Below are 19,974 nucleotides of genomic sequence, written 5' to 3' on the forward strand. Positions count from 1 at the left end.
TGAGTAGATTATTTTTTGGCCAGTTCTTCCCTAAGTTTTGCTATCTCTTCCGCTTGCTTGGTAAGCAGCTGGTCTTGATTTTGAGCTATGGTTGCTAACCGGCCCATCTTTTCGGCTTGTTTCTTTAACTCTTCTTCACGTTTAGCAATAATTTCGTCTTTTAGCCTAATAACTTCGGCAACTTCTTCGGCCTCTAGGTCGGCCCATATGGCATCTTTTTCTAAGGCTTCAAATATACCTTCATCTAACATACTAATGGTTTTTAATTGCGGGTCTATCACCATGTGGTCATACACTATAATATCCAGCATGTTACCGGCACGTATCAGTTTAGTGGTGGTATCTTTATCGGTTTTACTAAAGGGTAGCGGTTCACCGGCCGGGTGATTGTGCACAAATACGGCATAGTAGGCTTTGTAATAAACAAAACCTCTAAAAGCTTTTAAGATGGGGAACTTTACCGAAAGTTTATCACCGGTGGCAATTAAATCTAAAAAACATAATTCAAAGTTTTCGTTAAAGCCGATGGTCCATAGGTGTTCGCTGGCGGCGTTAAAACCTTCTTCGCCTATCCGCAAAATGGCAGCCCGTTCATCGTCGGGCGGAATATGAATTTGAGAGTGAATACTGGTTTTAATGGGCCGAGCGTTATCCAGCGGTACCACTTTAAGCTCGCGGCTTAAAACGGCTTGCATTATTTTTATAATATCTTGCAAGCTGTTAAGCGGCCATTCTTGTTCTATATTAGATGGTTCTTGAGCGCTCTGCATTAGTTAATTTACCTTTATATTTTTAATGGCTAACCGGATAATATTTTGACATTCTTCGGCGTTGGTTTTAAAAAGGGCTATCTGCAAAAGGCTGGTTTGCCCGATGGTAAATAAAAAGTTAAGCTGCTTGCTGGCGTTTTTAACAAATTCGCCTTGCTTTTCACCGTTAATTAAAACAGAGTAAATTAAGCGTTTAAATTTAATGGTACGGCGTTTGGCGTAATATTTAAATTTTTTTTCGTTACCGCTGCTACATAGCTCAAAATAATAATGTACAATAGCCCCCAGCAGCGATTTTTCGTTAAGCATCGTGGTAAACAAGCTATCTAAAATGGTAAGCAGCTGCTCTTCTTTAGCGGCAGGGCCGGCGACAATTTGTTTATAATCTTCGTACATTTTATCGGTTACATTTTTAACGGCATAATGAAAAATATCACCTTTATCGGTAAAATATTGGTACAAAATAGGACGATTAATGCCCGAACGTTCGGCAATAAGGGCTAAGGTGGTGTCTTTTACACCTAATTCGTTAAAGATATTAAGAGCCTCTTTTAAGATAAGCTCTCTTCTTTCGCTGTGGTCAATAATTCGCGGCATTTTTAGTATTGTTACATTTTTTTTCTAAAAATGTCAACTAAGCGCGAGGGGCTAAATGCGGGTCGATAAAAACCCCGTTGTTAAAGACCGAAAAAAATATATCTCTGCTACGCGAGGTATTACCAAGTATGGTGCCGCTTTGTACGTTATCGCCTATGCTAACAAGTACGGTATCAAAACCGCTGTAAACATAAAAATAATTGGTGTCATGGTGTAAAATAAGCACTACATGGCCTAGTTCGCGGTAAATGCCGGTGTACATAACCGTACCCGCCACCAAAGACAGGATAGGGCTTTGGCCGTTAACGGCAATGCGCACCCCGCCTTGCACGCCGTTATTGGGCGAAACCGGCCCGCTGGCCGGCCAAGTTAAGCCATTAACTACCGGCAAAGTGGCATTGGGCCTAGTAGTAGCCGGAGTATTATTATTATTATTATTATTATTAGGCGGTGGCGTTACCGTAATGGGCGGCGGCACGGCGGTGGTAACCGGTGGTACGGCCGGTTGTTGGTTAGGGGTAACCGGCGGAGTTATCGGCGGTGATAAAGCGGCGGTATTATGAGGTTGGTTATTTTGCCGGTTAAAATGTAATACCTCACCGGCACGTAAAGGAGTACTGGCCGTACGGCCAAGTAAAGCCAGTAGCTCGGTTACTGTAATGTTAAAGTTACGGGCTATGCTAAAGTAGGTATCGCCCCTATTAACTAAGTAAGTAGCCGGCAAGGTAGAGTTACCGGGTACAGTCTGATTGTTATTATTTTGATTTTGTGGAATAGTTAATAATAAACCCACAGGTAAATTATCTACCCTAGTAAGATTATTGCTTTGCATTATATCGGCTACAGAGACATTAAAACGGCGGGATAAGCTAAATAAAGTTTCTCCCCTCTCTAAACGGTGCTGTAATTGAGCCTGTGCATTAAAACTAGCCATACAAATAAGGGCAAAAAGTAATAGCAATTTCATAATTAATTTTTCGTCTGTAAAAACCATAAAATTTAACCTTTATCGTCATCTTAAGTAAAAAGTTTAGTATTTTTTTTACTTTTTTTTAAAGCGGCAAGTTTTGATTATTGGCTTTAGCTTAAAAAAGTCTTTAATTAAACATTATGCTTTATAAAATTATTAAATTTGTGTAATAATTGCAGCTTGTTATTTACATAGCAATTTAAATTATGGTATAATATGGCTTACAGCAAGGAATAGTTTAACTTATGGAAACATTAATTTTAGCTTCGGCATCGCCGCGCAGGCAAGAGCTCTTAAAAACGGTAGGTATCCCGTTTAGGGCTGCACCCAGTAATATTGATGAAACTATTAATGAAGGCGAAGGCCCCAAAGAGGCCGCTCTTAGGTTAGCCGGCGGTAAAATTAACGCTTTTTTACAAAACGAACGCAGTATTGGCTGCCATTGGGTAATAGCGGCCGATACTTTTATTTATTTAGACGGCGCCATTTATGGTAAAGCTAATAGCCGTGATGATGCCGAGCAGCTTTTAAAAAAACTATCTATGCGCCGGCATCAGGTTTATACCGGTCTTGCCGTTTATAATCGCGGCGAAGGCCGTACGGTAACGACGGTAGAGGTTACCGAAGTAGAGTTTTTGCGTTTAACCCCAGAAGATATAGATTGGTATTTAGATAGCGGCGAGTGGCAAGATGCTGCTGGCAGCTACAAAATACAAGGCAAAGCGCAAGTTTTTATTAAAGCCGTGCATGGCAGCGTAAGTAACGTTATGGGCTTGCCTTTGCATAGATTATACGCTATTTTAAAAGAATTAAACTATAAATTTTAAGCTAAAATAAAGCGGCTTTTGCTTTTAAAGTAGTTAAGCCGCTCTTGCAACATTTACCTTAGTAAGCTATACTTAGTTATGGATATTTCGTTAAATACCTTAAAAAATTATGTAAAAATCCCCGTTAGCGCCCAACAATTAGCGGCACAACTTACCGAAGCCGTTTGTGAGTGCGAAGTAGAACATGTAAGTTACCGGCACTTAAATAAAATTATTGCCGTTAAAATTACCGCCATTCAGGCGCACCCGCAGGCCGATAACCTAAAACTGGTAAGTTTTAGCGCCGGTCAAAACGAACAGCAAGTAGTTTGCGGCGCGCCCAATGCGGCCATTGGCCTAATTGTGCCTTATGCCCCAGTAGGGGCTACTTTAGCCAATGGTATAACTTTGCAAGCTAAAGAGATTAGGGGCATTGTTAGCAGCGGTATGCTATGCAGCGAAGCCGAGCTGGGTTTAAGCGATAACCACGAAGGCCTGATGGTACTGCCGTCCGCTGCGGTAATTGGCCAAAGCTTAAGCCAGTTATTACCCGAAGATGACATTTTAATTATCGATAATAAATCAATCACTCATCGCTGCGATTTATGGAGCCTTGAGGGACTGGCCCGCGAGATAGCGGCTTTGTTAAATATTCCTTATCAAAATAATTTTAATCAAGACTGGACGGAGCAACAGCGGCAGCTTTTTACTAAGCAAAACTCGTTTGATATTAAAGTAAACGAAAGCGCCGCCTTAACTTATGCCGGCTTTAATGTAAGCGGGGTGGCAGCTGTACCTAGCCCCGCATGGCTGGCCGATAATTTAATGGCCGCCGGTATTAGGCCCATTAATGCTTTGGTAGATATATCTAACTTTGTGATGCTGGAACTGGGTATCCCCACTCACTTTTTTGATGAAACCGCTATTAAAGGCAGCCTTAAGGTTTACCAGTTGGATAAAGACAAACTCTTTACCACGCTAGACGGCAAAGAGCGTAAACTTACCGCCGGTGATACCGTTATTGCCGATGAGGAAAAACCGCTGGTTATTGCCGGTATTATGGGCGGCCAAAACAGTATGGTTAATAACGCTACCACCAACCTTTTTGTAGAGGTAGCGGTGTGGAAAGGGGAAGCCATTCGTAAGACCAGCTTGCGGCTGGGGCTGCGCACCGATGCCTCGATTAGGTACGAAAAAGCCCTTGATGTAACAAGGGTAGAGCGCAGCTTGTTGCGCTGTGCGCAGTTAATTAAACAAATCTTTCCGCAGGCTAACTTTAATGCTATAAGTTATGGCCTAAAAGGTAACTTTGAACCGTACTCGGTTAAAGTTAATTTAAGCAGATTTAATAAACTTTTAGGTTTTAACGTAGCGGCTAACGAAGCGACGGCTATTTTAGAGCGGTTAGCTTTTAAAGTTGATTTAAACGCTGATAATACTTTGCAAGTGTATCCACCTAGTTTTAGAAGCGCCAAACACCGGCTGCTGGAGGCCGATATTTACGAAGAATTAGGCCGTATGCTGGGGTACCACAACATAAAACCCGAACCGGCTTTGTGGCCGCTGCAAATAGAAGATACCCCGTTAACTTTTACTTTTGAACGAAATTTAAAGGATTTTTTTAGTAGTAAAAATTTGTACGAAGTTTATACCAACCCGCTTATCGGCAGCGCTTTACTTAACGAGGCGCAGTGGCCCAGCGAAGGTGAGCCGCTTAAGCTAGCTAACTCTATCTCGCCGGAGCACGGCTTAATGCGGCCGGCCTTAACGCCCTCTATATTAAAGATAACTAAATACAACCAAAGTAATTACGAAAGTTTTGCCTTATACGAATACGGCCGTGCCTTTGCCGCTAACGAAACTAACTTTGCCGAAGACCATTACAAATTGGCTTTAGCTTTGTTTAGCCGTAAAGACAACAGGTTTATAGAAGCCGTTAATTTATTAAAAACCTTTTATAAAACTTTTAATCTTAATTTTACTTTGGTTAATTTACCTTACTTAAATTGGAATGGGCTGCACCCCTACGAAAACTTTACAATCCAAGCCGGGGGGCAAAATTTAGGCTTTGTCAGCACCGTTCACCCATCATTATTAAATAGCTATAAAATTAAGGGCAACTTAGCGCTGGCCGAGTTAAATTTAACTAATTACCGCCAGCAAGCTAAACCTAAAGTGCAATTTAAACCGCTGAGCAAATTTCCGCACAGCACTTTCGATTGTACAGTTATTGTCAGCGGGCACGAAGCCAACTTGGTATTAGCCGTACTTAATCAAGAAACGGTACCTTATTGGCAGCAAAGTTTAATAGAAAGTGTTTTTAATTTGGCCGATGGTAACCGGGCCGTTACCATTCGCACTACTTTAGCTAGCGACAATAAAACTTTAAATAGCGATGAAATTAAAAAAAGCGAAGATTTAATTGTCAACTTACTTGACAAAGCAGGATATAAGCTTAAAATTTAGAGGTATGAAAATGAAAAAAATTATTTTATTATTAGCGGCCGCCTTGTTTATTGTAAGTTGCGGTAACGATAATACCGTAGAGGTTTATGTGCCGCCGGCCGCCGATGAAAGTTTTGTTACGCCGGTTACCCCTATCGCCGAGATACCGGCTGCGGTGGTTATTCAGCAAGATACTCTTTTGTTTAGAGGGGTAAACGCCAACGGCGGCCTGATTAACGGCCTTGCTTTGCCTATCGGCAGTACCGTCATTTTAGACGAAGAAACCCCGCCGCATAGTAACGGCCACGTGCGCGCCAGCGATTTAGCCAGCGGCGAATCGGGATTTATCAGCCCGCACGCCATTTTAAGACATGGCGTACTAGCAGTAGTCAATATCCCTAATGTTGCCTTAAGGCAAAATCCCGATAATATCCGTATCGCCGATGCAACCATACCGGCTATGGCCATTGTGGGTATTGTACCAAACAGCGAACGTAACGGGTTTGTCGAGGTTAAATATATGTCGCACTTTTGGCTGCGGGTGCAAAATCACTTCATCAATTTAAACGATGTTAGTTTAAACCCTACCGACATTACTTTAGCTACTCTTTATTATTTGGCTTTAAACGAACGTAACCCAACTTTAAGAGACCGTTATATGAACGAGGCTTTGGCGCTGGCTAACGAAAATCTTTTTAGTGCGGCGTATATTTTTGCCTTCCACGAGTTTTTACAAAGGCCTGTCTTTAACCCTATTGCCGCCAATACCGCCAGCTTACGCGAAAGAAGCGCTACCACTTTTTTTGCCGAGCCTAACCCGTACAGCTTGCAGCTGGCCACCATCTTTACCCCCATTTTGCCTACCAGTTTAGCCAATCTTAATTTGGTAGAAGAGCTGGCCGATTTTCAGGGCAATATCTGGGTGCGCGATGCCAATTTTGGTTTTGTGCCGGCCAGTAATATTAATCTTACCTTTACGGCTCCTCCGCCTGCTCCGGCACCGGTTGCGGCTCCGCAGCCGGAAGTAACGGCGGCCGATGATGACGCACCCATAAGAGAGGAATAAAATGAAGGGGATAATTGTTGCCGCCGGCTATGGCACGCGCTTTTTACCGGCCACCAAAACGTTGGCCAAAGAAATGCTGCCGTTAATTGACAAGCCGGCCATTGCTTTTATTGTCGAAGAGTTTATTAACAGCGGTATTAACGATATTATTATTGTAACCAGCCGCCGTAAAAAAGTAATGGACGATTACTTTGACAGCGAGGCCGAGCTGGAGGCTATTTTTAGCCGTGAAGGGGCCGGCAAAAAGCTGGATAAAATAAAACCTTACAAGGCTAATATTTGTTTTGTGCGCCAGCAACAAAGTATTGGCAGCGGCGATGCGTTGCTAACGGCTATGCCGTGGCTGGGCGGCGATAGCGCCGTAGTGGCTTACCCCGATGATTTACATTTTGGCGAAGTGCCGCTGGCTAAACAACTTATCCAGCAGCACAATAAAACCGGCCGCAGCGTATGCGCCGCTATGCATGTGCCCGGTGATGTGAGCCGCTATGGGGTGCTAGGCATCGATGTTACTAAAGATAATTTAGTAACAGCTTTAGTAGAAAAACCGGCGGTAGGTACAGAGCCCAGCCATGAGGTATCGATAGGACGGTATTTATTTACCGCCGAATATTTTAAAGAATTAGAGGCCGCTTTTAAAAATTACAAACCAAGTGATGGCGAGTTTTACCATGTGTACGGCCTTACCCCTTTAATTAAAGCCGGTAAAGTTGATGCCGTGAGTTTTACCGGTAAACGCTTAGACACCGGCGAGCCGGAAGGTTACCTAGAGGCCGTGCTGTATTATGCTATACAGCAACCTAATTATAAAGCTGTTATTGATAAAGTAATAAATAAAAATTAAGGACGGTTCTTAATTTTTATTTATTTAATTCTTAACTTTTCTAATACCTCTTTTAGTACCGCCAGCATAACTTTTACTTCCTCTTTGCCGGTAGCTGGGCTGTACGAAAAACGCACGGCTTGTTTAGCCAGCTGTTCGCTTACTCCGGCGGTAGTTAAGGCACGCAAATCGGTTTTTTTGTTGCTGCTGCAAGCGCTGCCGGTGGAGATATAAAGGCCGTGCTCGCTCGCCATGCGTACCACTACTTCGCCGGGAAGCGGGCTAAAAGCGCAGCTAACAATATAAGGACAAAAATTTTCAGGTTTAATTAAACGCAAGTTAGGTAGGACGGTAGCCCCTAAATCTTGCAGCCCGTTTATGAGTAAATTTTCGTTATGGCGGCTTTCTTTTACATTATAGTATTTTTCTAAAGTTAAAACCATACCGGCGATGGCTAGTAAATTTTCGGTGCCGCTGCGATTGCCTAACTCTTGGCCGCCGCCGCCTAAAAAAGGTTCACGCCATTTTTTTTGATAAAGCAGGCCGCTGCCGCGCGGGCCACCGGCTTTATGAGCGGCCAGCACTAAACTATCGGTATCTAATTTGGTTATGTCAAAGTTAATTTTACCTAACGCTTGTGTAGCATCTACATGCAGGTGGATACGGCAGCCTTCGGCGGCTTCGTAATCCCTAATGGTGGCGGCCAGCTGGGTTATATTATTAATTAACCCGGTTTCGTTATTAAGCAGCATAATAGCTACCAGTTTAGTTTGTTTAGTCAATTTTTTTTGTAAAAGCTCGGGAGTAATTAAACCGCCGGCGGCAACTAATTCTTTAACGGTGTAACCAAAGTTTTTTAATAATTTAAAGTTTTCGTAGACGGCGGCATGCTCGCCGGCATTAAGCAGTATTTCACCTTTACTTAAATTATTAATAAAAGATAACATTACGGCCCCATTCCCTTCGGTAGCGCCGCTGTTAAAGGTGATGGTGTGGCCGGCCACACCTAGCGCCATTGCTGCACGATTACGCAGCTCTTCAATAAGAATTTTGGCTTGCCGCCCCAGCTGGTGGCTGCTGGAAGGATTAGCAAAGTGGCTTAAAGCTAACCGGCCGGCCTCTTTAAAGATAGCTTCATCGGGTTTAGCAGTGGCAGCGTAATCAAAATAATGCATAATTTTTTAACCTATGTTAAGTTGTTAAAAGCTCTTTTAAGCTTTGGGCTCCCGGTAGCTTCTCTAGGGCTAAAGCTCGCTCGCAATCGGCTAAAGCATTTAAATGGTCGTTTAATTGGTAATAAGCACGAGCACGGCCTAAATAACTATGAGCGCTAATCTTTAAATTAATACTATGGTTAAAATTATCAACGGCTTTTTGATAGTTTTGCTTTAATAGCAAACAAATGGCTAAATAGTAAAAATTTTCGGCGCCGGCTTCAATGTTTACAGCTGCTTGATAATCGGCACAGGCTTCCTCTATTTTATTACAGCTAAGATAAGCTGCTGCTCGATGACTTAACACTAAACCGCTTGTTTTAGCCGAAATATTTTTATCGTTAAGTAACTTACTGTAAAAATTAATGGCCGCTTGATAGTGGCCCGCGTTATGAGCTTTTAGCCCCAGCAGTAAATAATTACCGGCAGATAAATTATTTGGTAAAACTTCAAAATTTACCGTGAACAGCTCTTCGATATGAGCATCAAGGCGGCTTTGGCGCAAATTACTTTGGTTTTTTACCTCTTTTTGCTCGTTGCGTGTCTCCTGAAAAATAATATCGGCCAAAGTTAAGCTGGCATTAATAGCAGCCATTTTACGGCGCAAGTTTTGGTCTTGCGGCGCATAGCTATCGCTGTAAACAAGTTGGTGCTCTACCTCGGCCCAAGCATCTTGCAGGATAGTACGTATTTGTATTTCTATGCATAAATCGGTAAAATCAATTATTTGATATTCTTCCGGTAATTTAATAAGTAAATGAGTACTGTCATAACCAAATTCTTTAAAAGTTAAATTCATAGCTTTTCGCTCTACTTCAAGGGTTTGATAACGTTTTTCGATAAATTCTTCCAGCAGTAAAGCTTCTCCCGAAAAGGGAACAATAAGACGCACCGCTAATAAATCGCTGCTAACCGGCATAATAGCTTTATTATTATAATTTCCTTTTTGACACAATTTACTATAAAGACTATTTAGTTCTTTAACGCGTCCTTTATAGGTAATGGGGCTGGCAAAAAGTGATAACTGCCCTTTTAAATGCTCGATAAAGGCCTGCAAAGTTATCTCTAACTCTAAATAATATTTGCTGTAAAGGTCTTCTAGTTGTTCAAAACTAAGCATACATAGCTCCTAACTGGCCGCAAGCAGCGCCAATGTCGGCCCCGCGTTCGTCACGCCAGCGGCAAACTTGTCCATCGGTAGTTAAATTTTTAACAAAATCAATTTGTTCATCTCGGCTTGCCGGCCGATAGGGCGAGTTAGCTAAAGGGTTATAATTAATTAAGTTAACTACGCTGGGTAAATCGCTAAGGTAAGCGGCCAGCTCGCGGGCATTGTCAGTACTAGCGGTAAGACCGGCGATTAAAATGTATTCTATAAATAAATTATGCGATTTACGTTTTAAAGGCAATTCTTGTAACGCCCCTTTAAGCGCCTGCAAATTCCACTTATGATTAACCGGCATTAATTTACTACGAATATCATTATTGCTGGCAGTTAAACTAACGGCAAAACGAATAGCCCGGTAAGCTGTAGGGCTTACTACATCTTTTGGGGGAGTTTTGGCGCGCTCTATATCCATTTTAATTAAATTAGCAAATTTATTAATGTTATCAACACTGCCCACACTGCTGATGGTAATGTTGCTGGCGGCTATGTTTGGCCCATAAGGGTGAGTAAATATATCTATAGCTTTAATCACATTATCAAAGTTATCAAGCGGCTCGCCCATACCCATAAACACAATATTTTTAATATCTTTTTTTAAAATAAATTTAGCAACCATCAGTTGTGTTACAATTTGAGCAGTAGTTAAATTAGCTTTAAAGCCTAACTGGCCGGTAGCGCAAAAGGTTCAGCCCCATTTACAGCCGCTTTGGCTGGATAGACACAACGTATAGTAACCGTGCATAGCGATAATCACACTTTCGCTAAATACATTATCTTCAAATAATAAGCTAAACTTAATATGTGTTTTATCACCAAAAATTTTATCGGGCTTGGGCAAGGCAAAAGGCAAATCGCCCTCCAGCTGCCGGGCAAAACTTTGGTTGGCCTCAAAGCCGGGATAAGCGCTCACTTTAGAGTGCGCTAAGCTATAAAGTCCTTTAAAAAAGGCTTTACTATGGTAAGCCCCTTTTTGGTAACGTTTTTCAAACAGGCTTAGCAGCTCTTGGTAGCTAAAATTTAAATTATCTATCAGCATAGCAGGCATAACTACTAGTATGGCCTAATAATAATTTTTTGACAAGGCCGGCGGAAATTTTTATTTAATAAGTTACTTAATAGTTTTTATAGTACCATCAGTAAAGTGCCGACGGTAATGAGTAAAGCCCCCAGCACCACTTTTAAGCTAACGGTTTCGCCAAAAATAACTAAAGCCAGCACAATGGTGATAACGACGCTTAGTTTATCGATAGGCACAACACGGCTTACCGGGCCAAGCTGCAAAGCCCTAAAATAAAAAAGCCATGACAGCCCGGTAGCTAGCCCCGATAGGCCCAAAAATAACCACGAACGGCTGGATATATCGTTAATGCCCTTAACGCTGCCGGTAATAAAGACCATACCCCATGCCATCACGAGTACGACGGCGGTACGAATAGCGGTAGCTAAATTACTATTGACACCTTCAAGGCCGATTTTAGCCAAGATAGAGGTTAAAGCTGCAAAAAGAGCAGCCAGCAGAGCGAAAGGTAACCACATAATAAATAGATAATACAATGTTAAGTTAAGCAGTGTCAAGAGGAAAATTTATAAGGTAACTATCCCTTGATAGACACCAAAAATAAAAACAATTTACTAACTCCCCTTCGTGAGCATTACGGGCAAAATCTATAATAACTAAATTTAAAAATATTAAATGCCGTACGCGCTTGCCCTAACGCTCGGTGCCCAAGTTGGTAACCTCGTAGTCGTAAATAAGCCAAATACCATTATCGCCGCGCCTTAAAAACCATCTAAACTCGCGTACTTCGTTAAATTGCCGCTGGCGGTAAACTTGGCGCGTGGTAACTACGGCATTAGTCGGGGTAAAAAAGGTAGATAAAATAGTAAATTCGTAAGGAATGGTCGATAAATCCATTTCGGTAGTAACGGCCATAAGCTCGGCCCTAAAATCGGCTAACATTTGCGCCCTTACCTCGACGGCGGCAAATTGGTAACGGCGTGCTCTATCGATATTACGTAAAAATAGCTGCTCTAAATCAATGTATAAAAAGAACCTGTCCCATTGTTCCAGCTGCCTTGCCTGTAAAGTAAAGTTCATAATTTCATCGGGCGGTAAGTTTTGCTGCTGGAGTATTTCGGGTATTTCGCTATCTAAACTATCAATAAATGTACGCCCCGGCATAAACGGGCGGATGGTTAAAGATAAACTATTAGCCTGTAAAGCATCGGCCTGCAAGGTATAATTAACTATAGGGTTAGCTACTGCGGCCGCAGCTAAGCCGGCTTGCGGCCTAAAACTAACCCTGATAATATAATTACCGGGCTGGCTAATATCAACAAAATCGCGCAAGCTAACCTCAAAGCTATGTTCCTCGCCGCTGCGCAAGCTCTTTAGGCGGTACAGCACCGGCCGCGTTTCGTTAGAGCGGGTGCGCCTCATAAAAATTTCGGAGGGCCTAAGCTGCTGATTGGTAAGGGTAAGTACCATAATATCGACATTAAAAAATGGTTCATCGGCCAGCTGGAAGAGAAAATCTTCGGCCGACAAATTACGGATAGCTAACCTAAGTTTAATATCGGAATGCGGGTAATAAACTTGTTTATCCTGAAAACGTACGCTAAATTCAATATTATTAGCGCTTTGCGCCGCCACAGTAAAGCAGCTAAAGATAAATATAAAGAGAGCAATTTTTGGCATTATGGTTCTCGCTTGTTAATTAACTACTATAGTAATCGGTTTTTAGCGGCTTTTTATTTAGGGTTGCCAATGTTTTTACGTAGCTGGGTAATTTAGCGGCATTAATAAAATATCCCGCTTTAATGTGCCGGTACAAAAATTTACCATATAATTATTGACAAAGTAGATACTATGGTATACACTTAGTGTATGGTAATTGAGTGGAGCGAAGAAAAAGAAGCCGTTTTAATGGAGTTACGAGGCATTTCTTTAACGTTAATTTCTAAAGAAATTAACGCCGGCAGGTACGATATAGAACCTAATCCTAGCAGAGATGGTCAAGTTTTATTTATTGTTACGTTACCTAACATAAAAAACTTAATAGGCGCCCCTGCTGTGCCAACCGCTAACGGCTATTTTTTAAAAACAGCTTATGAGTCACGTAAATTAAGTAAAGCTAGAGGAAAAAGATGACAGCAGAAAGAAGAGCCGAGTTAATTAAAGAACTTGAAGAAGAAGAAAAAGAGTTACAAGAGCTTGAAGATAACGGCCATTTTGATGAAGCTTTTAAAAGGTTTAACAAACGATTAAAAGCTGAACGCAAAGCCATTAACATTAAATTGCCTAACGATGTGGTAGACGGTTATAAAAAAGTTGCCGCCCAAAACAATATGCCCTACCAAACTTTAATAGGCGTGGTGTTAAAACGTTACTTAGATGGCCGTATCACCCTTAACGAGCCGTTACTTTAGCCAAGTACCTAAAAACCGCTAAATTTGCCGTTTATTTAATAGCCAATTTAAAAAAGCTGTGCTATAATTTAACAAGCTTAGCCTTACCGGCCATTTAGCCGGTTTGGGTTAATATTATATTACCGCAAAGAGGTGGTTTTTATGACCGTTCCTAACCGTTTAGCTTTATTAAGAGAAGTTATGGCTAACCATAATTTGGCCGGCTATCTTATCCCTACAGACGATAGCCACCAAAGCGAATACACCGCCGAGCACTTTCAGGCGCGCGCTTATTTTTCGGGCTTTACCGGCAGCGCCGGCACTTTAGTGGTGCTAAAAGACAGCGCCGCCCTTTGGGCCGATGGCCGTTATTATTTGCAGGCCGAAGCCCAAATTGCCGGCAGCGGCATCACTTTAATGAAAGATGGGTTACCCGATACCCCTACCATTGCCCACTATTTATTGGCTAACCTCCCGGCCGCCGGCCGTTTAGGGTTAGATAGTAAAGTGCATAGTTACACCGGTTTTAATCAGCTTAAGACGGCATTAGAGCTAAAGAAAATTGAACTAATCGATGCCGATTTAACGGCCGCTTGGCCTACCCGCCCCGCTTTAGTTAATAATCAAATTTATTTACATAATTTAAATTATGTAGGCTTTAGCGCCGGCCAAAAACTCGGTCAAGTACGTGCCGCTATGGTTAAAGCCAACGCCGACGCTTATTTTATTAGCAGCCTAGACGATATAGCATGGCTTACCAACTTGCGTGGCAGCGATATTACCTATAACCCTTTCTTTTATAGTTATGCCCTCATTACTCAAGAAAGCGCTGCCCTTTTTACCAATAACCCACTGACGGCGGAGGCCGCTAACTATTTACAAGATAACGGCTTTAAGTTAAATAGCTACGAGCAGGCAGAAGAAGCGGCCGGCCGGCTTTACGGCGCGGTTTTTATTGACGGCAGCCGCACTTCGGCGTATTTTGCCCACAAACTTTTAGAGCAAAATATTTTGGTGCAAGGCGATGAAATTATTGCCGAACTTAAAGTATGGAAAAACGAAGCCGAGCTGGAAGGCTTTAAAGAGGCGCATTTAGATGATGGGCTGGCTATGGTTAATTTTTTATATTGGCTTAACCACACCGATATAACCGGCCTGACCGAATACGACTTAGTGCTTAAATTAGAACAATTTAGAGCCCAAAGTGATTGCTTTATCGGTATGAGTTTTGCCAGCATTACCGGTATGGGGGCCAACGGAGCGATAGTTCATTATAGCGCCGGCAAAGACAACGGCGCTCCTTTAACTGCCGGCTTAATCGTGGTAGATAGCGGCGGCCAATATAGCAGCGGCACGACCGATATTACCCGTACTTTACATTTGGGCGAACCTACCGCCGCCGAAATTTACGATTACACCTTAGTATTAAAAAGTTTAATTATGTTAAACAGCGCCGCTTTTTTTGAAGGCGCAACCGGCGCCCAGCTAGATGGTATTGCCCGTTACAGTATGTGGCAAGCTAGCCAAAATTACAATCACGGTACCGGGCACGGTTTAGGCAGCGCTTTAGCGGTGCACGAAGGGCCGGTAGGTATTAATGGTAAAAAAAGTTACGCCGTTAAAGCCGGCGCCGTTATGAGTATCGAGCCCGGTATTTATAAAGCTAACCAATATGGTATACGGCTGGAAAATGTGGTTTACAGCGCTAAATTTAAAGAGAGCGCCGCCGGCAATTTTTTACAATTTATTAATTTAACTCTTTGCCCCTTCGAGGAAAAGCTAATTAACAAAGATATGTTAAGCAAAGCCGAGCTGGAGTGGCTGGCTAGTTACCACCAAAATGTTTACGCTAAGTTGGCTAACTTTGTGGAGCCTAAAGTACAAGAGTGGCTAAAAGAGCTTTGCCGGCCATCTTTATGATTATAAACAAAGCTAAGCCTTTTTTTTCGGTTATTATCCCTGCTTATAACCGCCGGGTTTTGCTTACGCAGGCGGTAGAGTCGGCGCTGGCGCAATCTTTTAACGATTACGAAATAATTATTATTGATGACGGCAGTACAGAGGAGCAGCCAAGCTTTGATGGACTGCCCGTCAGCTATCAAAAAAGAGAGCACTGTGGGTTAGCCGGCGTTGTCCGTAATGCTGGGGCTAACTTAGCCGGCGGCAGCTACCTTGCCTTTTTAGACAGCGACGACCTGTGGCTGCCCAATAAACTAGAGAAACAATATAAACAAATACAACAAAGTGATGACAATACGGCCATCTTTCATTGCCGCGAAGAATGGCGGCGGAGCGATAAAGTGATAAGCCAAGCCAGCCAAAAACATCGGCATGCGGGTGATATTTTTGCCGATGCCTTAATAAAATGTATCGTTGGCCCTTCCACAATGGTAGTTAAGACCGAGCTATTTCGGAGGGCCGGCGGCTTTAGTCAGCTGGAGGTAGCCGAAGATTACGAGCTATGTTTAAAGCTGTTAAGTTACGGCCCGGCGGCTTATATCGATGAACCGCTGGTTATTAAGCGGGCCGGCTTTGGCGACCACTTAAGCGAAAAATATAACGAGATAGAAAGTTTTAGAATAGAGGCTTTATCTCGCCTTTATTATCACTTTGATTTTAATTACTTACACAAAACATTGTTATATAATGAATTATGCCGAAAATTAGCCATCTACATAGCCGGCTGTTTTAAACGTGGTTTATATGATAAAGCTAAACAAAATTTAGCTAAACTTAATGAATTAGCATTAAATATACAATAAGATACTTTGCAATCGAAAGATTTATAATAATTAAAAATAGCTCGTTGCTCTTGATTGTTTACCTTGTTTCTACTATAGTGTAGGCAAGGTAGAGAGTATGTTTAAACAAATTGTTTTGGTGTTATTTTTGCTTAATATGAGTTGGCTTTACGGCCAGCAACAACAATATATTGTTAGTCAGATTAATTTTGTTATCGAAGGCGGTTTAATGGGCGGTAACACCAGCGAGCAAGCGCTTTTAGCACGGTTAGCCCGTACCGAAGGACGGCAAGATGCCGCCAACCAACTTTATGTAGGCCGTACCTTTACCAGCCTTAACGATTTAAACGGGCGCATAAACCATTGGCAGTGGGTGCTTAACGGCCTTAACGCCTTTCGCAGCGCCGCTATTACGTCTCAAATTACCGGGCAAACCGATAGCCAAGGCCGCATTATGGTGCAAATAACTATTATGGCCATCGAAGACGGTAATATGCTGCTTTTGCCTTACCCGCGTATCGATTCTAACACCGGCCTTACCTTTGGCCTAAGGCTTAGGCACTTTAACTTTTTGGGCCTCCTGCGCAGCTTAGAGTGGGATTTTAACTACGTAAACAATAGTGATGGCCGCCAATTTAACAGCGATATTCGTTACCACATTCCTATTATTGCCTTTAACCGCCTTTTTACCTTAAGTTTTAACGCCGGCGGTAATTTTTATCCCGAAAATCCCGAAACCGGCAGCAACGATTTAAAACACGATAGCCGTATCGCTGCCGGCGGTATCGGCCTTGATACTTGGTGGCAGCTTAGCCAAAATATCCGTTTAAATACTTTTGTCCGCCAACAGGTAAGGGTAAATGCTACCGCCATTGATGACAGTTTTCCGGAAGCCACCGACCCCTACTTTTTAACCACTACCGTTGGGCTTACCATACCAGTACCGCTGTGGCAAACACCTATCGGCCATATTTGGTATACCTTTAATAGCGGGTTAAATATGAACTACCGGCTGGAAGACAGTATTCAGGACAGCCGGGCCGGTTATGTGCCTTGGGCAAATAACCGCCTTTCCATCTGGAATGTACAGAACATGGGTAACTTTAGGCATGGCTTTCATGCCAATGCCGGTATCAATACCAGCGTCGATTCCTCAAAGGCCCGGCGGTTTGGCCTGTGGGGCGAAGAACGTGATGGCAGCCCCGAACAATATGCGTGGAACGTTGTTATTGACGCCACCTTTACCGGATTTACTAGGCTAAGCGAGCAATTAGGGATAAGCGGCCGCATCGGTTTTAATTACAGTATCTTCCGCGACCGTCAAGATGGTGATGAAAATTTGGGGCGTTTTGCCCGCGGTATTAGAGACGACCGTATTATCGGCGATATGCTCTTTTTTTGGAACTTAACCTTAATTAATAATGTTTTTTTATGGCAGTTTAGCGGTATTGGCGAGCTGCACGGCCATATTACCTACGATGGTATGCTGGTGCGTAACTATAGGGCCGATTGGCAAAAACCTTACAACGCTTTAGGGCTAGAGCTGGTGTACTACCCCGCTTTTTCTAACAACTTTAGGATTAGAGCCAGCATAGCCGCCGATATTGAAGGGATAATTAATAACTCTAATATCTTCGGCGAAATTTACCGGCCAGAGGCTAACCCGCCGCGCGGTGTAGGCGGCTCGCAATTTGAGATGTTTTTTGGCTTAGAACTTCATTATTAGTGAATAACTAAAAATTAGTGTTAGCAAAAGCGTAACTTTTTTGCCGTTATAGAGGTTGCCGTAAGCAACCTCTTAGCTATTAACTGTTAGTTATTACCTAATTAACCTTTCTTTTATTATTAATAAACCTTTGCAGTTCGCTAATGTTATTAACAATAATTTGCTCGGGCGAAACAATCATTTTACGCTGGCTTACATAAGCATTAAGCACATGGCGTGCAGAATCTACCGAAAGACCAGCCCAGTTGGCCACCGTCTCTACATTAACAGGGATAGCCCGTGCATTTTCGTTGGCAGATTGCGGCGGTAAACCGTCTATTAACATTAATAAAACATCTACCACCTTAGATACATCATCGTCTAGCTGTAATATTTGCAGCTGCCGTCTTTGGTCGTAAATACGTTTAGAAAATAATTTAAGCAAAGCTATACACATAGTAGGGTTATTTTTAACCAAAAGGCCAAGGTTTTCTTTGGTAAAAGAAAGCACGGTACTTTCTTCTAAAGCTATAGCTGTACTGTTACGCGGGTTATCGTTAAGGATAGACATTTCGCCAAAAAAATCACCGGCTTGTAAAATGGCTATCGTTTTTTCGGTATCACCAATTACCCGCATCAGTTTAATGCGGCCGCCCTTGAGCATAAAAAATTTATCGCCTATTTCGTGCTCGCAAAAAATAATATCGCCGGCTTTGTAGGTTATTGCAAACCTATTTAACGAGTTACTTTCCATCATTATCCTCCGTAAGCCTTAATAATCGGCCCTATTTTAGTCTTAAGCGGCGAACCTTCTGCCAGTAAATCGTAAAGTTTTTTATAAAAAATTACGGCCAGCTTTTTATCGTTTAAAGCTTCGTAACTGCGCGCCATCAATAATAAGGCATTGTTAATCAGGGGGGATTCGGGATATTTAGGAAAAAACGCCGACAAGTGCTCGATAACATCTTGATATTTTTTTAAATTAAAAAAGGCCTCACTCATATAATATTCGCTCTGGGCCAAATATGGCTCGAAGCTTTTATCGGTTTCACGCACAATACGGCCAAACTTTAAGATACTCGGCGCATATTTTTTTTGGTCAAACAAAACCTTTGCCTCATTAAATAAAGACTCGGCCTCGCTAATAACGGCGCTGCCGGCAGCTACCACCCCTTTAATTTTAGAGTAAAAACGTTCTTCGGCATCTTCGTTGCCGCCGATACGGCTTTGCGAATATTCTATTTTAGCTTTGGCATCGCCGGCGTATTTACCGGCCGGATAAGCCTTTAGGTAACGTTTAAAACTTTCGTTACTTTGGCGGTAAAGACGGTTTTTTAAAAAATAAAGCCCCACGCTATAAAGACCGGTTTCGGTATCAACGGCATTACGCTCGTCTTTTTGGCGCATATAACTTTGAATTTGTTGATGCACATCACTTAATTGCTTGCTATAATTACGCAGCAATTTTAACGTAATATCGCTGTGTTTTTTAATTATTTCTTCAAATTCGCCATAATTAAGCAAAACAATTTCGCTGGGGATTAAAGCCATCGCCGTTTCGTCTTGCGGCAAATTGCCTAAAGCGCTGCGCACACCAAAAAAATCGCCAACTCCTAAAGTACGCTTATCCCCCGATGAGTTATCATCATTTAACGAAGAAATATCATCTTGAAAGGTAATAGCCACCTTACCCGACTTTACTACATAAAAAGACGAAGTACGGTCGCCCTTAAAGTAAATAACACTATTTGTTTTATATAAAAGACTTTTGGACACGTTTTATTTTCCCGCCCTTTTAGATAGCGTAAGTATAACACAAAAATTATCTTTTAGCAATCGCTAAAAACGGAGGGTAAAAAATTAATAATTGGGAAGGCAAAAATTCTTAATTATTACTTTTTAATTCGGCCGCCTCTATCCTTTTAGCTACTTTCTCTCTAAAGCCGGCCGGAGGTTCTTCGCCGTCTAACATCTGTTTAAAAGCCCCAGTTAAATAATCCATATTAAGCCAATCTTCGTCGTCATCATTAACCGGCTTGGCCGGCTGCTTATCTTTACTCTCCGGCCTATCTTGATGATTGTTCTTATCCTCCGGCTTAGTTTTAGCAGAGCTTGGGGCGGGTTTAGCTTTGTTATTCACTTTGACCGGAGGTAACTTCATTTCGTCCTCTTCTTCCTCATCATCGGCTTCTTCTTTGGCTAAGTAATCAAACAAAAATCTTAAAGCTTTACCATGCCGGTTATTGTAAGCTTCTTCTAAT

Annotated in this window: 21 protein-coding genes; 9 read left to right on the forward strand and 12 right to left on the reverse strand. The window is 42.2% G+C overall.

The annotated features are described in order from the left end of the window. Positions 1–8: 8 nt before the first annotated feature. The 3 genes from FWE37_00965 to FWE37_00975 are packed head-to-tail and all read right to left on the reverse strand — an operon-like array spanning position 9 to position 2,334. Positions 9–770, reverse strand: a complete 762-nt coding sequence (locus FWE37_00965) for a hypothetical protein (protein ID MCL2519562.1) — start codon at positions 768–770, stop codon at positions 9–11. Between the two features lie 3 nt (positions 771–773). After that, positions 774–1,367: a TetR/AcrR family transcriptional regulator gene (locus tag FWE37_00970; GenBank protein ID MCL2519563.1), complete on the reverse strand. Its 594-nt coding sequence runs from the start codon at positions 1,365–1,367 to the stop codon at positions 774–776. A 37-nt stretch (positions 1,368–1,404) separates the two neighbouring features. After that, complete coding sequence (locus FWE37_00975) at positions 1,405–2,334, reverse strand: LysM peptidoglycan-binding domain-containing protein (protein MCL2519564.1); 930 nt, start codon at positions 2,332–2,334, stop codon at positions 1,405–1,407. 248 nt (positions 2,335–2,582) lie between these two features. Between FWE37_00975 and FWE37_00980 the strand changes: the two genes are divergently transcribed. The 4 genes from FWE37_00980 to FWE37_00995 all read left to right on the forward strand — a co-directional run bounded on the left by FWE37_00980 (position 2,583) and on the right by FWE37_00995 (position 7,498). Beyond that, the gene (locus FWE37_00980; GenBank protein MCL2519565.1) at positions 2,583–3,164 is read left to right on the forward strand and encodes a Maf family protein; all 582 of its coding nucleotides are present in this window, start codon (positions 2,583–2,585) and stop codon (positions 3,162–3,164) included. 78 nt (positions 3,165–3,242) lie between these two features. Next, complete coding sequence (pheT, locus tag FWE37_00985) at positions 3,243–5,609, forward strand: phenylalanine--tRNA ligase subunit beta (GenBank protein ID MCL2519566.1); 2,367 nt, start codon at positions 3,243–3,245, stop codon at positions 5,607–5,609. A 10-nt stretch (positions 5,610–5,619) separates the two neighbouring features. Then, the gene (locus FWE37_00990; protein MCL2519567.1) at positions 5,620–6,654 is read left to right on the forward strand and encodes a hypothetical protein; all 1,035 of its coding nucleotides are present in this window, start codon (positions 5,620–5,622) and stop codon (positions 6,652–6,654) included. Between the two features lies 1 nt (position 6,655). After that, positions 6,656–7,498, forward strand: coding sequence for a UTP--glucose-1-phosphate uridylyltransferase (locus FWE37_00995; GenBank protein ID MCL2519568.1), 843 nt, complete (start codon positions 6,656–6,658; stop codon positions 7,496–7,498). A 20-nt stretch (positions 7,499–7,518) separates the two neighbouring features. Here the strand turns inward: FWE37_00995 and FWE37_01000 are convergent, their stop codons facing one another. The 6 genes from FWE37_01000 to FWE37_01025 form a co-directional block, all read right to left on the reverse strand. Further along, a complete protein-coding gene (locus FWE37_01000; protein MCL2519569.1) occupies positions 7,519–8,652 on the reverse strand; it encodes an aminotransferase class V-fold PLP-dependent enzyme in 1,134 nt (377 codons plus the stop codon). 16 nt (positions 8,653–8,668) lie between these two features. After that, positions 8,669–9,811, reverse strand: coding sequence for a RelA/SpoT domain-containing protein (locus tag FWE37_01005; GenBank protein ID MCL2519570.1), 1,143 nt, complete (start codon positions 9,809–9,811; stop codon positions 8,669–8,671). After that, positions 9,804–10,475, reverse strand: coding sequence for a hypothetical protein (locus FWE37_01010; protein MCL2519571.1), 672 nt, complete (start codon positions 10,473–10,475; stop codon positions 9,804–9,806). The genes FWE37_01005 and FWE37_01010 overlap by 8 nt, the downstream gene beginning before the upstream one ends. Before the next feature lie 69 nt (positions 10,476–10,544). After that, on the reverse strand, positions 10,545–10,895 hold the full coding sequence (locus tag FWE37_01015) for a hypothetical protein (GenBank protein MCL2519572.1): 351 nt from the start codon (positions 10,893–10,895) through the stop codon (positions 10,545–10,547). 86 nt (positions 10,896–10,981) lie between these two features. Beyond that, the gene (locus tag FWE37_01020; protein ID MCL2519573.1) at positions 10,982–11,395 is read right to left on the reverse strand and encodes an EamA family transporter; all 414 of its coding nucleotides are present in this window, start codon (positions 11,393–11,395) and stop codon (positions 10,982–10,984) included. A 175-nt stretch (positions 11,396–11,570) separates the two neighbouring features. Beyond that, positions 11,571–12,557: a hypothetical protein gene (locus FWE37_01025; GenBank protein MCL2519574.1), complete on the reverse strand. Its 987-nt coding sequence runs from the start codon at positions 12,555–12,557 to the stop codon at positions 11,571–11,573. A gap of 189 nt (positions 12,558–12,746) precedes the next feature. On the opposite strand from FWE37_01025, the gene FWE37_01030 reads away from it, so the two are divergent. From FWE37_01030 to FWE37_01050, 5 genes are all read left to right on the forward strand, one after another. Further along, complete coding sequence (locus FWE37_01030; protein ID MCL2519575.1) at positions 12,747–13,010, forward strand: hypothetical protein; 264 nt, start codon at positions 12,747–12,749, stop codon at positions 13,008–13,010. Beyond that, positions 13,007–13,288 (forward strand): CopG family antitoxin, encoded by a 282-nt coding sequence (locus tag FWE37_01035; GenBank protein ID MCL2519576.1) that lies wholly within the window; start codon positions 13,007–13,009, stop codon positions 13,286–13,288. Before FWE37_01030 ends, FWE37_01035 begins: the two co-directional genes overlap by 4 nt. Before the next feature lie 141 nt (positions 13,289–13,429). Then, positions 13,430–15,187 (forward strand): aminopeptidase P family N-terminal domain-containing protein, encoded by a 1,758-nt coding sequence (locus tag FWE37_01040; GenBank protein ID MCL2519577.1) that lies wholly within the window; start codon positions 13,430–13,432, stop codon positions 15,185–15,187. After that, positions 15,154–16,029, forward strand: a complete 876-nt coding sequence (locus tag FWE37_01045; GenBank protein ID MCL2519578.1) for a glycosyltransferase family 2 protein — start codon at positions 15,154–15,156, stop codon at positions 16,027–16,029. Before FWE37_01040 ends, FWE37_01045 begins: the two co-directional genes overlap by 34 nt. A gap of 97 nt (positions 16,030–16,126) precedes the next feature. Beyond that, on the forward strand, positions 16,127–17,734 hold the full coding sequence (locus tag FWE37_01050) for a hypothetical protein (protein ID MCL2519579.1): 1,608 nt from the start codon (positions 16,127–16,129) through the stop codon (positions 17,732–17,734). Between the two features lie 97 nt (positions 17,735–17,831). On the opposite strand, the gene FWE37_01055 is transcribed toward FWE37_01050, so the two are convergent. The 3 genes from FWE37_01055 to FWE37_01065 all read right to left on the reverse strand — a co-directional run. Beyond that, entirely contained in the window at positions 17,832–18,470 is a 639-nt protein-coding gene (locus tag FWE37_01055) for a Crp/Fnr family transcriptional regulator (protein ID MCL2519580.1), read from the reverse strand. Continuing rightward, positions 18,470–19,489: a cyclic nucleotide-binding domain-containing protein gene (locus FWE37_01060; protein MCL2519581.1), complete on the reverse strand. Its 1,020-nt coding sequence runs from the start codon at positions 19,487–19,489 to the stop codon at positions 18,470–18,472. The genes FWE37_01055 and FWE37_01060 overlap by 1 nt, the downstream gene beginning before the upstream one ends. 109 nt (positions 19,490–19,598) lie before the next feature. Further along, on the reverse strand, positions 19,599–19,974 hold a 376-nt coding region (locus FWE37_01065; GenBank protein ID MCL2519582.1), incomplete at its 5' end, for a hypothetical protein.

The sequence above is a fragment of the Spirochaetaceae bacterium genome (assembly GCA_009784515.1).
Lineage (GTDB): Bacteria > Spirochaetota > Spirochaetia > WRBN01 > WRBN01 > WRBN01.

What these genes read in the sequence shown, in the direction of transcription:
- FWE37_01010 (MCL2519571.1), bottom strand. Translation starts at nt 10,475, where the DNA reads ATGGTTGCTAAATTTATTTTAAAAAAAGATATTAAAAATATTGTGTTT.
- FWE37_01030 (MCL2519575.1), top strand. Translation starts at nt 12,747, where the DNA reads ATGGTAATTGAGTGGAGCGAAGAAAAAGAAGCCGTTTTAATGGAGTTA.
- FWE37_01005 (MCL2519570.1), bottom strand. Translation starts at nt 9,811, where the DNA reads ATGCTTAGTTTTGAACAACTAGAAGACCTTTACAGCAAATATTATTTA.
- FWE37_01035 (MCL2519576.1), top strand. Translation starts at nt 13,007, where the DNA reads ATGACAGCAGAAAGAAGAGCCGAGTTAATTAAAGAACTTGAAGAAGAA.
- FWE37_00980 (MCL2519565.1), top strand. Translation starts at nt 2,583, where the DNA reads ATGGAAACATTAATTTTAGCTTCGGCATCGCCGCGCAGGCAAGAGCTC.
- FWE37_00970 (MCL2519563.1), bottom strand. Translation starts at nt 1,367, where the DNA reads ATGCCGCGAATTATTGACCACAGCGAAAGAAGAGAGCTTATCTTAAAA.
- FWE37_01050 (MCL2519579.1), top strand. Translation starts at nt 16,127, where the DNA reads ATGTTTAAACAAATTGTTTTGGTGTTATTTTTGCTTAATATGAGTTGG.
- FWE37_00975 (MCL2519564.1), bottom strand. Translation starts at nt 2,334, where the DNA reads ATGAAATTGCTATTACTTTTTGCCCTTATTTGTATGGCTAGTTTTAAT.
- FWE37_00990 (MCL2519567.1), top strand. Translation starts at nt 5,620, where the DNA reads ATGAAAAAAATTATTTTATTATTAGCGGCCGCCTTGTTTATTGTAAGT.
- FWE37_01025 (MCL2519574.1), bottom strand. Translation starts at nt 12,557, where the DNA reads ATGCCAAAAATTGCTCTCTTTATATTTATCTTTAGCTGCTTTACTGTG.
- FWE37_01015 (MCL2519572.1), bottom strand. Translation starts at nt 10,895, where the DNA reads ATGCTGATAGATAATTTAAATTTTAGCTACCAAGAGCTGCTAAGCCTG.
- FWE37_01000 (MCL2519569.1), bottom strand. Translation starts at nt 8,652, where the DNA reads ATGCATTATTTTGATTACGCTGCCACTGCTAAACCCGATGAAGCTATC.
- FWE37_00995 (MCL2519568.1), top strand. Translation starts at nt 6,656, where the DNA reads ATGAAGGGGATAATTGTTGCCGCCGGCTATGGCACGCGCTTTTTACCG.
- FWE37_01020 (MCL2519573.1), bottom strand. Translation starts at nt 11,395, where the DNA reads ATGTGGTTACCTTTCGCTCTGCTGGCTGCTCTTTTTGCAGCTTTAACC.
- FWE37_01040 (MCL2519577.1), top strand. Translation starts at nt 13,430, where the DNA reads ATGACCGTTCCTAACCGTTTAGCTTTATTAAGAGAAGTTATGGCTAAC.
- pheT (MCL2519566.1), top strand. Translation starts at nt 3,243, where the DNA reads ATGGATATTTCGTTAAATACCTTAAAAAATTATGTAAAAATCCCCGTT.
- FWE37_01055 (MCL2519580.1), bottom strand. Translation starts at nt 18,470, where the DNA reads ATGATGGAAAGTAACTCGTTAAATAGGTTTGCAATAACCTACAAAGCC.
- FWE37_00965 (MCL2519562.1), bottom strand. Translation starts at nt 770, where the DNA reads ATGCAGAGCGCTCAAGAACCATCTAATATAGAACAAGAATGGCCGCTT.